General features: G+C 54.6%; 16 protein-coding genes. 3 read left to right on the top strand and 13 right to left on the bottom strand.

From position 1 onward, the window contains the following. Positions 1-7: 7 nt before the first annotated feature. On the top strand, positions 8-880 hold the full coding sequence (locus WA318_RS09075; protein ID WP_336080658.1) for an NAD(P)-dependent oxidoreductase: 873 nt from the start codon (positions 8-10) through the stop codon (positions 878-880). On the opposite strand, the gene WA318_RS09070 is transcribed toward WA318_RS09075, so the two are convergent. From WA318_RS09070 to WA318_RS09055, 4 genes are all read right to left on the bottom strand, one after another. Continuing rightward, positions 877-2,136, bottom strand: a complete 1,260-nt coding sequence (locus tag WA318_RS09070) for a cytochrome-c peroxidase (protein ID WP_336080657.1) — start codon at positions 2,134-2,136, stop codon at positions 877-879. The genes WA318_RS09075 and WA318_RS09070 overlap by 4 nt on opposite strands. A gap of 174 nt (positions 2,137-2,310) precedes the next feature. Then, on the bottom strand, positions 2,311-3,210 hold the full coding sequence (locus WA318_RS09065; protein ID WP_336080656.1) for a DMT family transporter: 900 nt from the start codon (positions 3,208-3,210) through the stop codon (positions 2,311-2,313). A 152-nt stretch (positions 3,211-3,362) separates the two neighbouring features. Beyond that, positions 3,363-4,151, bottom strand: coding sequence for a substrate-binding periplasmic protein (locus WA318_RS09060; protein ID WP_336080655.1), 789 nt, complete (start codon positions 4,149-4,151; stop codon positions 3,363-3,365). Between the two features lie 211 nt (positions 4,152-4,362). After that, a complete protein-coding gene (locus WA318_RS09055; protein WP_114097567.1) occupies positions 4,363-4,890 on the bottom strand; it encodes a gamma carbonic anhydrase family protein in 528 nt (175 codons plus the stop codon). Between the two features lie 151 nt (positions 4,891-5,041). Here WA318_RS09055 and WA318_RS09050 point away from each other — a divergent pair, with 151 nt between their 5' ends. After that, positions 5,042-5,917 (top strand): substrate-binding periplasmic protein, encoded by an 876-nt coding sequence (locus tag WA318_RS09050; RefSeq protein WP_181850182.1) that lies wholly within the window; start codon positions 5,042-5,044, stop codon positions 5,915-5,917. A gap of 12 nt (positions 5,918-5,929) precedes the next feature. Here the strand turns inward: WA318_RS09050 and WA318_RS09045 are convergent, their stop codons facing one another. After that, complete coding sequence (locus WA318_RS09045) at positions 5,930-6,802, bottom strand: DMT family transporter (protein ID WP_336080654.1); 873 nt, start codon at positions 6,800-6,802, stop codon at positions 5,930-5,932. Positions 6,803-6,911: 109 nt separating this feature from the next. On the opposite strand from WA318_RS09045, the gene WA318_RS09040 reads away from it, so the two are divergent. Continuing rightward, entirely contained in the window at positions 6,912-8,327 is a 1,416-nt protein-coding gene (locus tag WA318_RS09040; RefSeq protein WP_443082637.1) for an aminotransferase-like domain-containing protein, read from the top strand. A gap of 69 nt (positions 8,328-8,396) precedes the next feature. On the opposite strand, the gene argC is transcribed toward WA318_RS09040, so the two are convergent. The 8 genes from argC to WA318_RS09000 all read right to left on the bottom strand — a co-directional run bounded on the left by argC (position 8,397) and on the right by WA318_RS09000 (position 15,067). Beyond that, a complete protein-coding gene (gene argC / locus WA318_RS09035) occupies positions 8,397-9,443 on the bottom strand; it encodes an N-acetyl-gamma-glutamyl-phosphate reductase (RefSeq protein WP_336080653.1) in 1,047 nt (348 codons plus the stop codon). 186 nt (positions 9,444-9,629) lie between these two features. After that, positions 9,630-10,922, bottom strand: coding sequence for a hypothetical protein (locus WA318_RS09030; protein ID WP_336080652.1), 1,293 nt, complete (start codon positions 10,920-10,922; stop codon positions 9,630-9,632). 77 nt (positions 10,923-10,999) lie between these two features. Then, entirely contained in the window at positions 11,000-11,899 is a 900-nt protein-coding gene (locus WA318_RS09025; protein WP_336080651.1) for a GNAT family N-acetyltransferase, read from the bottom strand. 131 nt (positions 11,900-12,030) lie between these two features. Further along, complete coding sequence (gene rpsI, locus WA318_RS09020) at positions 12,031-12,516, bottom strand: 30S ribosomal protein S9 (protein WP_114097560.1); 486 nt, start codon at positions 12,514-12,516, stop codon at positions 12,031-12,033. Further along, on the bottom strand, positions 12,516-12,983 hold the full coding sequence (rplM, locus tag WA318_RS09015) for a 50S ribosomal protein L13 (protein ID WP_114097559.1): 468 nt from the start codon (positions 12,981-12,983) through the stop codon (positions 12,516-12,518). Before rplM ends, rpsI begins: the two co-directional genes overlap by 1 nt. Before the next feature lie 155 nt (positions 12,984-13,138). Beyond that, positions 13,139-13,579: a PaaI family thioesterase gene (locus tag WA318_RS09010; protein ID WP_114097558.1), complete on the bottom strand. Its 441-nt coding sequence runs from the start codon at positions 13,577-13,579 to the stop codon at positions 13,139-13,141. 170 nt (positions 13,580-13,749) lie between these two features. Beyond that, complete coding sequence (locus WA318_RS09005) at positions 13,750-14,037, bottom strand: hypothetical protein (RefSeq protein WP_114097557.1); 288 nt, start codon at positions 14,035-14,037, stop codon at positions 13,750-13,752. Positions 14,038-14,290: 253 nt separating this feature from the next. Continuing rightward, a complete protein-coding gene (locus WA318_RS09000) occupies positions 14,291-15,067 on the bottom strand; it encodes a hypothetical protein (protein ID WP_336080650.1) in 777 nt (258 codons plus the stop codon). Between the last annotated feature and the right edge of the window lie 37 nt (positions 15,068-15,104).

The raw sequence follows: 15,104 nt of genomic DNA, 5'->3' as shown, positions 1-15,104 counted from the left end.
AACGCACATGACACAGAAAATCGGTTTTCTCGGCGCAGGTCGTATGGCCGCCGCCATGATCAAACGCCTTATTTCCAAAGGATATCAGATACAGGTCTGGAACCGCAGCCCGGACAAGCTTGAACCGCTGGTCGCACTGGGTGCAGTTGCATGCGCCACCCCTGCGCTTGCCGCCACCGGCGTCGACACCATCATTTCATTCATGGCAGACGACAAAGCCGCAAAAGCCGTGTGGCTTGGTGATGACGGCGCGCTTGAGGCAATGAGCCCCGGGACAATCGCCATTGAATGCTCCACCCTTTCGCATGCCTTTGTGCTTGATCTTGCCAGGACGGTTTCAAATGCCGGACATACCTATATCGACGCACCTGTCACGGGTATTCCCGCCGACATCGAAGCAGGCAACACAATATTTTTGATCGGCGCAGAACCGGCCGATCTTGACCGCATCCGGCCGATCCTTGAGGACACAGGCAAACGGATCGTGCATTTCGGCCCGGTAGGGTCAGGAACGGTTTACAAACTGATGCATAATTTGCTGGGCGCAGTTCATATTGCCGCTGCGGCTGAATTGGTGGCGGTTGCCCAGAAGGCCGGATTGGACGGTGCAACCGTGGCCGAAACATTTTCAATTGGCGCGAATGCCAGCGGGTCGGGACTTGTAACCGTACCGGGCATGATTAGCGGAAACCACCATGAGGGGATCCATTTCACCACGGCACTTCGGGCAAAGGATGCATCCTATGCGCTTGCCATGACCAAAGAATATGGCATTTCTGTCCCGGTCGGACAGGCAGCATACGATGTCTTCGAAACTGCCAGCCGGGCCGGTTTTGGCGACCTTGCGCAAAGTGCGGTGATCGAAACGCTCAAGCCCTAATTGGCGGCTGCTTTTTCGTGTCCGACCAAAAGCGGTTCATATCGTGCATCAGTCAAGGTCTTGAGGAAGGCAACAACAGCCTTGATGCGCTGGTCATCAAGAGCATCACCCTGCTCTAGCTCCTTAATCGAGATGGTATCGGAAACTTCGGGCTCGCCCCACGGCTTGCCGGTTTCCGGGTTGGTCTGGTTGGCTTTGGCCTTGCTGTTATATTTGTTATAGAACCGCACCACGGTTTCCAGATCCGCAAACACACCGTTATGCATATAAGGCCCCGTGATTGCGACATTACGCAGTGACGGGGTTTTGTATTTGCCGCGATAGGCCGGATCATCAATCGCCGGATTGTCCAGAAGCCCGTTATCGGTAAAGGCGGTATCCTTTCCAAGGGCCTTGCGCGTGGCAATGTTGCGCGGCACGCCGATATTGTGGAACTGATAATTGGTGAATGTCTCCCCCTCGGCGGTCGGGCTGGTCTTGAGCATATGACAGGTATTGCAATTGGTGAACTGCTGCGAGAAGAACAGAACCCGTCCCAGTTCTTCCTCCGGAGTCATTTTATATTCACCGCGCAGGAACCGGTCATATTTGCTGTCAAACGGCGCAAAGTCATCGCCTTGCTCAAAGGCCGCAATCGCCTGGGTCATGGCACCATAGGCCTTGTCACTATCTGACCAGATATCATCGCCAAACAGCGCCTTGAAACCGGCGACATAGTCGTCATTCTCCAAAAGGCGCGCCACCACGCCTGCCTTGTCACTCATGCCCATTTCGATGGGGTTAAGCGGCGGGCCACCCGCCTGTTCGGCAAGATCACTTGCACGCCCGTCCCAGAACTGGCCACCGACGGCAATGCCGTCGTCACCCACGTGGAATTTCGGTGAAAATTTCGCATAGGCTGCCATCGGCGCATTTCGATCACCAAGGCTTTTTCCATCGTCCCCCAGAGAAAAGGCACCATTGGCCACATTCATGCGTGGATCCTTGAACGCCATCGAAGGTTCATGACAGGTCGCACAGGCCTGTGTACGGTTGGCCGACAGATTGGTATCGAAATAAAGCGCCTCGCCCAGCGCTGCTTTATCGGCAAAGGACGCGTTCCCCGCACTCGCCACTTCCACCATATCCGGCGCTTGTCCGGCAAGACGATGCAGGAAGGTTTCCGGGCTTTCAGCCCGTGCTGACGCGACAAAGCCGACAGTCATCGCCGACGCGATCAGTGCGAAACGGAATGGGTGGGTGTTCTGATGACGCATAAAAGATACTTCGATCTGATCACAGGATTTGATGGAGGCGCGGCAGGAAGCTCAATCGCGAACGCAACGCATTTACACCCACAGACTTGAACCCTGCTTTGATAAAAGTCAATGGCAGGCCAATTAAGTGACCTGCCATTTCATGTATCAATTCAATCGTTCGGATATTCCCAATCAGATCGCAATCGACGGTCGACGCCGCATCAATGGCAACAATTGAACAGCAATGATCGCAGCAAGGATCACCCCGCAGCCTGCATATTCCTCTGGCGCCAGACGTTCGCCAAGGAACCATGCCCCGGCAATCGCGGCAAAGACCGCCTCGGCGCTCATGATAATGGCGGCATCGGATGCCTCGGTATAATTCTGGGCAACAGCCTGAAGGGTAAAGGCCACCGCGGCTGACATGATCCCGGCATACAGGATTTCAAACCCGGCATTCTGAATGTCGGCGATGCTGAATGTTTCAGTCATTGCCCCCATCGCCATACCAAGGAGACCGGTAATAAAGAACTGGGTCGCAGCAACAGTCGCGGGCGCATTGGTGCGCGTGACCATCACCCCGATCAAAACCACCTGGACTGCCCAGAACAGGGCACTGGCCAAGACCCACAAGTCGCCGCTTCCAAGTCCGCTTAGATCGCCGCCGCTCAGCAAATAGGTACCATAAACGCACATCGCCCCGCCCGGCCAGACCGACCAGTGCGGACGACTGCGAAACACGACATAGGCCAGAACCGGCACGGTCGGCACATAAAATGCGGTCAGAAACGCCGCATTGGTCACCGTGGTGCTCATGATGCCGATCTGCTGGAAAATACTGGCAAGATACATCGAAATACCCGTTGCGATCATGCCAAGGATATCTACACGATCAGGCGAACGACCGGCCCGACCAAGTTTGCGCAACTCACGAAGTGCAAATGGCAACACTGCAAGTGTTCCAAGCAGAAAACGCACCCCCGTAAAATATTGCGGGCCGATATTTTCCATACTTGTGTGCTGAACGACAAAAGTCGTGCCCCAAATCAGGGCCACAAAGACGATAACGGCATTTGCCTGCCAACGCGTCATATTCCCGGTCCATTTCCTGTGCCCGGGCGTGGTGGCGCACGGCACGTTAAGTGTCGAAGATCGAAACTTGCTAAACCAAGTCGGCTTACTTCGCAACCGGGATCAACCGGTGACCATCTGCTTTCACAAGACAGCATAGATCTATGTGTCAGCTAATTGGTGCTAACACTCTGATTTCCAAAAAGACTGTGATAGCTGTCGGTGAATGTTTCACGCGTAATGGCGTTTGATAATCTCCGGGCCAGCTGCGGCGAAATGGTTTTGGACGAGAACATCAACCGCACTGGCGCTTTGGCCAGAATGAACGGATGCTCTTCAACCCCGCCACTAAAACCAAGCGCCTCGGCCTGCGCAAGATATGCCGCCGGAAGCCCCAACAAGAGGTCAATACGCTTTGCCATCAAAAGCTGCGTGCCATGGGGTGCCATCGATACGTCTGCGATATAGGGGGCATTTTCCGGGTTTTCGCTGAATGCCTTGAATGCCTCGCCGCGATAGGCGCCGCGCACATATCCGATCACAAGTTGCTGGCGCACCACATCTTCAAGACTGCTCATCTTGATGCGTCGCGCGTCCCCCTTGCGCACCACAAACCCGAAGATGTCATTGCGATAGGGAACCGAAAACAATCCATATCTGGCACGTTCCTCGGTAAAGGATGCCGATGGCAGAATATCGATATCGCCATGTTCGATCGCATAAAGGGCCCGTTTCCAGGGCATGAAAACAAACCGGAATTCGCACCCCGTGGCGCGCATAACCCGTGCGATGAACTGGTTGTCAATGCCCGCAGCCATGCCGTTCGCATCTTTGATACTAAACGGGCTATAGGTCTCGGATGCACGGATCACCAACGGGCGCGTACAGTCACTGATCGGTTCAGCAAAGCTTGTTTGCATCCCCACGAACAACAAGACAAACAGCATTGCGATGCCTGGCATAAAATGCCGAGCCGCCATATTTTCCCACGCCTTCTTTACGCCTTGGCATACCGTTTTGTTTTTATGATCGGTTATGCCTGATTATGTGAGAGCGAACGCATCCCCTTTTCGCACCCGGGCTGAATGATGCAGAAAATCCTTGCGCCGTCAAACCACTTTGCAACTTAACCGCGCAAGAAAATACCTAGCACCGCCCCTTGTCCCGCAGTCTTTATTTCAGATCTTCCGGAATGGATTTTACATATTCCTGCGCCAAATCGGCATAGCGATCAGCAGATACCTTGAAGAACTCGATCTCTTCCTGTGTCAGATCGCGCACCTTGCGCGCCGGAACACCTGCCCACAATTCCCCGGCCGGAATACGCTTGCCCGGTGCAAGTAGTGCATTGGCACCAAGCATGCCGCCCTGCTCGATCACACAACCATCCATCACAGTGGCCCCCATCCCGACAAAGCTTCGGTCTTCAAGTGTGCAGGCATGAATAATCGCAGCATGGCCGATGGTCACATCATCACCGATATAGGTCCCGAACTTGCCTTTCGCGACATGTACCATCGTCAGGTCCTGAATATTGGTACGTGATCCAATGCGGATTTCATGCACGTCACCACGAATAACACAGCCAAACCAGATGCCGGTCTCTGCCCCGATTTCAACATCCCCGATAATTGTCGCATTCGGGGCAATAAACGCAGTTTCATCAATGGTGGGCATTACCCCGCGATAGGACAGACGCATGGTCAGATGACCTTTCGTAACTTGTGTTCAGACATCGCCACCTTGTGAAATCGTAAATCTCGCGGTGCGGTCTCTCTTGATTTGGCAGTTTAAATTCTAACATGAAAAGATGGAAACCCTGTCGCAACAAATCTTGCTCATGATCATATCCATGCCATCCAGCCTTGTCCTTACAACTGCCACGCGTTTTTTGACCCGTGCTATCGGCGCAGCTGTGGCCGGAATTTTTGCAGGTTTGTTTTTCGCAGGCCCGACAGATGCGCACGAACCATCCTTTAACCGGACCGACAACGGATTGCTAATTGCAGCATTTTCCGTCTGGGAACCGTTTGTGATTGAGGATGAAGATGGCTCCCGGCACGGGATTGATGTTGCGCTACTCACCGAAATTGCCCGTCGCCTCGGACTGGAACTTGATTTGCACCCCTGCCCCTGGCGGCGTTGTCTGAAAACACTTGAAGACGGACAAATAGATGTCCTTACGAGCTTTGCCTTCACCAAAGAACGCGCGGAATTTGCCCATTACGTCACCCCGCCCTACAGCCAGGTGACACCGGTCTTTTACTATAATCGTGAAAACCCGGTTTCGATCACCGATTACGGCGATCTGCGCAATCTGACCATTGGGGCTGTGGTCGATTCACGGTATTTTGAACCGTTTGATAGCGACACGTCCCTTGATAAGTTCGAAGCTGGCAGCGAGATCATTTTGCTTCGGATGCTTAATGCCAAACGGCTTGATGCCATCGTTGGATCGGATTCCAACGCCGATTTCGAAATTCGTCGCGATCATCTGGAAGACACAATCGTCAAGGCCCCGTTCCGGTCAGGGCATCACAACGACATCCATATGGCCGTTTCGCGCAAATCCCCCCTGATGGCGCGCACCGAACAGATATCTCAGATCATGCAAGACCTGCTTGATGAAGGCTTCATTGACCGCCTTCACGAGCAATATTGGCCCGACAAGGGGCCGAGCCAGCATTCCCGGGACGACAATCCCGACGCAACGCAGCCGATCCAGTGACGATATCGCCATTCAGGCAAATTTTTTGGCCCCTGCAACACACAACACAACCGCAAGCGTGACGACAATCATCGCCCAGCTGACCGGCTCGGCCAAAATCATTGAAGCCAGCATCAATCCCATGAAGGGTTGTAAAAGCTGCAATTGACCGACCGTGGCGATCCCGCCCAATGCCAGTCCGCGATACCAGAAGAAAAACCCTATCAGCATGCTAAACAGTGACACGTAACCAAGCCCAAGCCATGCCGATAGTCCAATCGCGTCGGTACTGTCCGGCAGTGTTGCCCCGCACAGGATTACCATCGGAACAAGCGATATCACCAGCGCCCAGCAGATCACCTGCCACCCGCCAAGATGCCGCGAAAGCTTCCCGCCTTCGGCATAGCCAAGACCACAGACAATGACAGCGCCCAGCATATAAAGGTCACCTGAAAGCGCACCGGGTTCACTGCCAATCGCAGCAAACCCGGCCACCAGCACACTCCCCAAGACCGAGAACAGCCAGAAAACCGGGCGTGGTCGTTCGCCTCCACGCAGCATCCCGAAAATCGCCGTGGCAAGCGGCAACAATCCGATAAACACAATCGATCTTGCTGAACTGATATGTTCAAGCGCAAGAGCGGTCAGCAACGGAAAGCCTACAACCACGCCGCCCGCCACCACCAAAAGCGATGTCCATTGCGATTTCTGCGGTCGTACAGGCTTTGATACCAGAAGGATCGCAAGTGCCAGACACCCGGCAATCGCAGCACGGGCCACAGTCAGGAATACCGGATCGAAATCCATCACCGCCAGTCTGGTCGCAGGCAAGGAACCACTGAAAATAACAATTCCCATCATGCCGCTCAGCCAGCCTGCGCGTGCTTGATAAGTAACCCGTGCCATGAATACCTCCATCACAATGACAGAGATATCTTTGACTTGCCCAAGTGCACGTCACCAGACACAATACAATACAAATATAGCAAACTGTACTGAGACAAAGGGCAATACAGTGACCTTTCACCAGCCCGCGAACAACAGCACCACCGGCAAGGATGGCACCCTTGTTTCTCAAGTCATGGCAACCATCCGTGACCGGATCGCAACGCGCAACCTGCTATCGGGTGACAAACTACCGTCAATCCGCGCCTGCGCACGTCAGATGGCTGTGTCGAACTCTACCGTGGTCGAGGCCTATGACCGGCTGGTTGCCGACGGCACCATACAGTCACGGCGCGGATCGGGCTTTTATGTATCGGGTCACACTGCGCCGCTGTCGATTGCCCAGATCGGCCCGAAACTTGACCGGGCGATTGATCCGTTCTGGGTGTCGCGCCAGTCGCTTGATGCCAGACCCGACATGCTCAAACCCGGTTGCGGCTGGTTGCCACCCGACTGGATGCCCGAAACATCGATCAGGCGCGCCTTGCGCAATCTTTCGCGTGCAACTGACACCGTTCTGACCGAATATGGTACGCCGCTTGGCCTTGCGCCCTTGCGACAATTGTTGTCACGACGCCTGGCGACTTTCGGGATCGAAGCCGGTCCCGATCAGATCCTTTTGACGGAATCGGGTACGCAGGCGATTGATATGCTCTGCCGGTTTCTGATCGAACCGGGTGACACCGTCCTGATTGACGATCCCTGCTATTTCAATTTCTGTGCGCTTTTGCGGGCGCACCGCGCCAATATCGTCAGTGTGCCCTTTGGCCCGAACGGCCCGGATATTGATGCCTTTGCAGACATCCTCGCCACCCACAAGCCCCGCCTTTACATCACCAATTCCGGCCTTCACAACCCGACCGGTGCGTCTTTGTCACCACAGCTCGCCCACAAGGTTCTGAAAATTGCGGATCAGCATGATCTGATCATCATCGAAGATGACATCTTTGCCGATTTTGAAAACCAGCCGTCCCCGCGTCTGGCTGCCATGGGCGGGATGGAACGGGTTATTCACATCGGAAGCTTTTCCAAAACGCTTTCCGCCTCAATACGTTGCGGCTATATCGCTACCCGGCCTGAATGGGTTGACGGCCTGATTGACCTTAAGGTCGCCACCGGCTTTTCAAGCAGCAATCTTGCCCCGGAACTGGTCCATGCCGTGCTTAAGGATGGCACCTATCGCAAACATATGGACGGGCTGCGAGACCGGCTTTCGCACACCATGACCCAGACGGCAAAACGTCTTGCATCACTTGGTATCTATCCCGTTGTTACGCCAAATGCCGGACTGTTTTTATGGTGTGCGTTACCCGACGGGATCGATGCCGCGCAAGTAGCCCGCAATGCCCTTGGCGATGGTGTGGTCCTTGCACCGGGCAATGTCTTTAGCTTCTCGCAATCAGCAGGCAATCTGATGCGCTTTAACGTGGCGCAATGTCAGAACCCCAAAATATTCGACGTGCTTGAACGCGCCATGCGCCCATGACCGGCCCCAAAAGCAAAAGGCGCAACCAACTGGATGCGCCTTTTGTCATTTTGTCTGACTTCGGATCGCTTACGGGAACAGCGGCTCAATCTCGAGCCCCATGGTTTCCGGTAGGCCCAGCATCACATTCATGTTCTGAACCGCCTGTCCCGATGCGCCTTTGACCAGATTGTCCTCAACCGCAACAATGATCACACGGCCCGGTACGCGATCCTTGACCACGCCCATCAGGACGTAGTTCGAACCACGCACATGGCGGGTCTGCGGGGTCACACCGAATGGCAGGACACGGACGAACGGCTCGCCCTCGAAACGCTTTTCGAGTGCTGCCTGAATGTCTTCGGCCGTGGTGCCATCGGTCATTTTGACATAGATGGATTCAAGGATACCTCGGCTCATCGGCATCAGATGCGGCGAAAAATTCACAACCACATCCTGACCGCACGCCCATGCAAGGCCCTGCTCGATTTCAGGCGCATGACGATGCCCACCGGTGCCATAGGCATGAATGCCCTCGGTCACCTCGGCATAAAGCGTGCCTTCCTTCGGCGAACGGCCCGCACCGGTCACACCGGATTTGGCATCAATGATGATGTCATCAGCATGAACCAGTTTGCTTTCAAGAAGCGGGGTCAGTGCCAGCTGTACCGGGGTCGGATAGCAACCCGGATTGGCAACAACACGTGCATTCTTGATCTTTTCACGGTGCAGTTCGGTCAGGCCATAGACGACTTCTTTCTGCAAATCCTGTGCGGCATGTTCTGCGCCATACCATTCCTTGTAGGTTGCCGGATCAAACAGGCGGAAGTCCGCCGATAAATCGACGACCTTTACATGCGCGGGCAGACCGGCAATGACTTCCTGCGTGGTGCCATGGGGCAGTGCGCAGAAAATCATGTCAACCGTTGACCAGTCGGCCTCGGCAATCGAGATCATGGTTGGCAATTTGATATGGGCAAGATGCGGGAAAACTTCCCCGAACGGACGCCCGGCTCGTCGGTCGGCGGTCAGCAGGGTGATTTCCGCGGCAGCATGATGCGCAAGAATGCGAACCAGCTCTGCCCCGGTATAGCCACTGGCACCGAGAATTCCGACTTTGACCTTGACGTCACTCATTTCAAATCTTGCTCCAAGTTAGGCACCCGTGATGAACGGGTATTGATAACGTGCGGATGTTGGCAAACAAGCCCACCAGATGCAAGCAATTAGGCCGCAAATATCCCTGATAAACCGCAATATCCCCATGCAAATTAAGCATGATGCTCAAATGCTTGTAGATGAGGTGCTTGTATATGAGGCCGGTTATTTCTTGCGTGCCCGGCGTACTGTTGACGGACAGGCACGTTTGTCCTGTGGTAGTACGGTATAGAATTTCTCGATCTGCTCATATCCGGTCGGTGCCGCGACCGGGTAGCTTGCGACATATTGTCGATCCGACAAGCCAAAATCACTGGCTTTAAGACCTGATCGCTGCAACCACATGCGACGGTGCGCGTCCGACACCACGACGTCGGGATCGTCGACCAGAAAGATAGCATCGCGCGCCAGCCGGTCATTATATTTGTGATGGCTCGGAAGCCAGGCGGCAAGCTGTTTGCGCAGATTGCCCGGGCTTGGCAAATTGCGCGTGCGGGTGACAAATTTGGTCATCTGGCTGACCAGCTGGCTGATGTCGCTTGGCGGCACCGAACCATGTGTTGCGCGGTCGATGAAAAATGCCAGATCAATCTCGGTCGGATCACGCCTGATAAGTGGTTTTATTGACGAATACAATTTGAAGAATCGCGCAATCTTGCCGCCATCGGCATTGGCCGCATCATAAACCCGGCGATAGGATTCCTGCACCTCGGCACGCGCGCCATAGGCGGCAAAACGCCGGGTAAAATCAGCACGTTCGCGGTCATTTACCCAGATCGCACACAACAAATCAAAGGCCGCATCATTATTACCAAGGGCAAGTCTGTGCATATCTTCGGTAAAGGGGCCAAATACATCACGCAGCAATCCGGGATTGGCGCGCTCGGCCGCAAACAGGATTTGCTGGATTTCAGCTCCTGCCCCGGCGGTTGCCCCGCGCGGCCCCCATGTCAGATAGGCGCGCGGATCATTGGTAAAGCAATATGGATCGCCTTCAAGATACCGCTTGCCGCTGCGCGGATTGGCGGACTGGCAGAAATTGAACTGGATCACGTCGTAATCTGTTCCTTCAAGTGCGAAGGTCAGTTGATTGGCCCGCTCGATTGCATCGGGTGGCGGCAATTGCGGCGGCATCAAAAGTCGCCAAAGACCCGTCGTGATCGCCCCGTAACTTTCCGCACCGACCGCAGCACGTACTGCCGAATTCAGACATGGCTGAAGATCAATGATCGCCTGACGGGTATTGGCCCCCACCACGCCATCGGCCTTGCCATAGCTATTGGCAGGCTTGCCGGCACAATTGGCGGCTTGCGCAAAAAGCCGCTGCTGGAATGTCGCAACCGCCCCGTAGCGTCCAAGCGTCAAAGCCCGGTTCTCAAAACGATACAGAACCTGCACAAGATCCTGTGCCTGCACCTTGCTGCCGGACCAAAGCAAAACGAAGACACCTGCCAGCAAGATTAAAACTGCTGGCAGGAGCAATTTGGCTGTTCGATATGACACCAGGCTGCGTTTCAGAGCAGACCTCAATCCGGTTAAGGTTGGCTTTCTAATGCTGCAGAGAGCTTAACCGGGCTTTTAAGCAGCGCCAAGCGATAGCGCCCGATCTTCTGGAAACCAAGCGCCTCATAGGCCCTGGCAGCAGCTTCGCTGTCGGTTGACAGGATCGCTCGGGTAACCCCGCGCGCGCGCGCTGCCAGTAGTGTCTTGGCAACCAGAATGCGGGCATAACCGTTGGATCGGAATTCCGGCGGGGTCCAGACCGGCCCGACCTGTACCATATCGGGCATCTGGGCATTGAATCCGGAAAGACTGACCGCCTTGCCATCAACAATCAGCGCCCACATGTTGCGTGCATCAAGGGCATGAACAAGACGTGATGCGATCTTGCTATCCAGAACCGGGGTATCTTCGGCCCCCAGTGCCTCGATCTCATAAGCGCGCAACCAGCTCAGAAGCGTGCTGCGTTCCACCTTTTCCGCATCGACCATCTGAAAATCATCGGCCCGCGCATTGACCGGCACAATCAGCTTGGCAAGATCGAGGTCATAAAGAAAATCTGACGCATTGATCGCAAAATCCGCATCCGAAAGCCCAAGCTGATCGAGAAGATCAGCCGCCTGATCCGCATCTCCGAACACACCTGCAACCGGACCCGTCATTTCGGTGCGAAACACATCAACCAACCCCGACGGCGCGCCTGCTTCATTGCCCGACTGGACAAAAACATTGCCATTGCCAAACTGCGCAATGACAGCACTGATCGCACCGCTTGCATCCACCGCACCAAAATACGTTCCAGAAAGCGGATGACGGCGTCGCTCGATACCGGCAGTTCGCAGGTTCCCGCGCAGAACCATGCTGGTCGCTGCATGATTGGCAAGGAATGCGTTTGCGGCATCGAGGTCGGCGTCGTGCAGCTTTCTGTACTGCATAATGGTGGTCCCTTTCAAATCAGGGGTTTAAAGGCTGCTTTTCCACAATTGCCGTGAAAAAAGCACAAAAAAAGAAGGCCCGCTGAACCAGCGGGCCTTCTTGAAATCGCGTATCGCGTAAGCGTGCCGGTTTAGCGCTTCGAGAACTGGAAGCTACGACGGGCTTTGGCGCGACCGTATTTTTTACGTTCAACTGCACGCGAGTCACGGGTAAGGAACCCGCCAGCCTTGAGCGAACCACGCAGTGCCGGTTCGAACAGGGTCAGCGCACGGGAGATACCGTGACGAACTGCGCCAGCCTGGCCCGAAAGACCACCACCGGAAACGGTGCAAACGACGTCGAACTGATCTTTACGATCGGTAACGCCGAACGGCTGGTTGATCACCATGCGCAGAACCGGACGTGCGAAGTAGTCTTCGAATTCACGGCCATTGACGGTGACTTTACCCGAGCCCGGCTTGATCCAGACACGTGCAATTGCGTTTTTACGACGGCCAGTTGCATAGGAACGGCCCTGTGCGTCGATCTTCGGCTCCGGCAGGGTGCCTTCGGCAGCTGCGGTTTCACCGCCCTGTGCCAGATCCTTGAGATCTTCAAGAGTTTTGGTGTCGGCCATTATTTAGCACTCCGCTTGTTCTTTTCGTTCATAGCCGCAACGTCGAGGACTTCCGGCTTCTGAGCTTCATGCGGATGCTCGGTACCAGCATAAACGTGCAGTTTGGAAAGAACCTGGCTGCGCAGCGGACCACGGGACATCATACGCTCAACAGCTTTGATGATCACACGTTCCGGATGCTCACCGTTCAGGAGCTTGTCCATGGTGCGTTCTTTAATGCCGCCCGGGTAACCGGTGTGCCAGTAGAACTTCTTGTTCTGAAGTTTACGGCCAGTCAGTTTGACTTTTTCGGCATTGACGATGACGATGTGATCGCCACAATCCATGTGCGGGGTAAACATTGCTTTGTGTTTACCACGAAGACGGTTGGCAACAACAGCAGCAAGGCGGCCAAGGACGACGTCTTCAGCGTCGACCACGAACCATTTGCGCTCGATGTCGCTCGGTGTCGCAGTGAAGGTTTTCATTATATCTATACTCGAAAACTGGGTTCCACGGAGGGAAACGTCCCTCGTTGAAAGTCGGCGCATTATGCCAGCATTCAACAGGAAAACAACAGGAATATTTCGTTTATAATCAACAACTTAAATAGATAGGTATTATTTTACCACACGATTTCAGGCTATTTTTGATCCGGTGGCATCGCATATGTCCCGATCACATGCGCACACAGACTGTTATCAACGTCTGATCGAATATGGCATTCGGCAATCAAAAGCCGCCTGCCCGCCTTGAGGATCTTGGCTTCGGCAATCAGGTCTCCGGGCTTTGCCCCCGACAGGAAATGCACCGTAGCCTCGGTCGTGACCGCCAGATCAGCCTGCGGCACCACAAGCCAGGCCACCGCATAAAGCGCAATATCGGCCAGCGCAAAGATCGCAGGCCCCGTTACCACATTGCCCGGACGCAGATAGCGTTCCGAAAAAGGTAATCTCAGAATGGCGGTATCATGTTCAAGGCTTTCGGTGCGGACCCCCATGTCACCGACAAACGGAACCTTTTCACGCATGATCGCGTCAAAATCCGCCGGTGTGATCCCGGTCCGGGTTCGGGAATTATTCATGAATGCGGGCCTCCCCAGATTGCCAGTTTTGTCTTGGCTTTATTGATAAAGACACCACAGCCTGACATAACGTTTACGTTAACGTCAATATTTTAGACAAAAAGCAACCCGCATCAGGCAGGCGACAGACTGCCCCTGCACGCCAGATTGGCAATGGAATGTGAACCGGATTAACGCAGAACGATGCCCGCCACATCGGTATAGATCGCCACCACCACACAGCCAATCACAATGGCAACAATGGCGGTCGCCCCGATTTGCGGCAAATTCTCGCGCATCCATTCGCCGGGCGATAATGTCGGGGAAGAACCGGTCTTACGCTTGAAACGCGCTCTGACAGGACCGCGCGACAAATCGACAACAGGCTTAGTGACCTCATCATTGGACGCCCAATGATACCGGTTCTCGGGCAGATAAACAGGGCGGCGGCCTTCCTGACCAGTCTCGTCATTCATCATGGCGATATCACAGCGTCATTCGCTGGCTCCTGCAACAAGGGTAAACGCAAATTTCCGGTCATTTCCATGATGCAATTCCGTGCATCACGATCCTGACGGCCCCCTTATTGATGGTCTATCACTCACGCCCCGCGTCTATATCAGCCTTGTGTTCTTTTCGATCTGCATATGAACTGCCCCAAAACAGTTCATTTGAAAGCTTGTTTCCATTTTCTATATATGGGGATTACGGCAACTATTCGACAATAGCGGTCTATTTCCCGATAATTGCCGAGAATTCATTAACCGTCAGCACCAGTACATAGCCGACCGCAACCGCCGCGATCATGTAAGCCGCCACACGCGGCAGGAACTTGTCCCATGTCATCGGCTTTCGGTTGGACCGGCGCGACTTGCCGCGCGCCATTTCCTGCTTTGCAAGGATTTCCATCCGTTTGCGATCAAGTTCATCGCGCGCAGCCCAACTTGCTGTGTTGTCGGGCAGATCAATACGCGACTGACGGACTTCCTTTTCCTTGAGGTCATCCACCCGCCCCTGAATGTCTTCCGCCCCGACCAAGTCACCTGAATTGTCCTTTTCTCGGACCCGATCCAGCAAGGTCGCACCGCCATTCAGGCTTTCGACATAGTCGTCATAAGCCGTTTTTTCCTGTGCGATGGCGGCGGCTTGTTCGGCTTCACGGGCGGCATTGTTCGCCACCGGACCATTCATCCCTCCATGCAAGGCCGCCGCCCCGGAAAACTTGTTCTGGACATGCACATGCCGGTTCGGCTTGGGCCGGACCGGATTTCGGACCGGCTCGGGTCTGGTCTCGGCAATTTTCTTGTCGTTGACCATAGGGGCGGGTTTCGGGCCCATCATCACTGGTGGGCGATAGTCATGGAAATCAGTATCGGATGACTGGGGTGTTTCCCCCTCGTCTTCGTCAAGAGCCTTGGGTTTGGGCATCAGGAAGGCCGGGATATCAAACCCTTTTTGAAGCAGGCGCGCGCGTGCCTCGGCGCGATATCGTTCAAGATCGCGCTCCATTACGTCCTTCCGATCAAACCGTTTAATCGGCGTTTCA

This window comes from Thalassospira sp. CH_XMU1448-2 (genome assembly GCF_037027285.1).
Taxonomy (GTDB): domain Bacteria; phylum Pseudomonadota; class Alphaproteobacteria; order Rhodospirillales; family Thalassospiraceae; genus Thalassospira; species Thalassospira profundimaris_C.
Note: the sequence above shows the minus strand (reverse complement) of the source record. Positions and strands in the feature narration are given on the sequence as shown.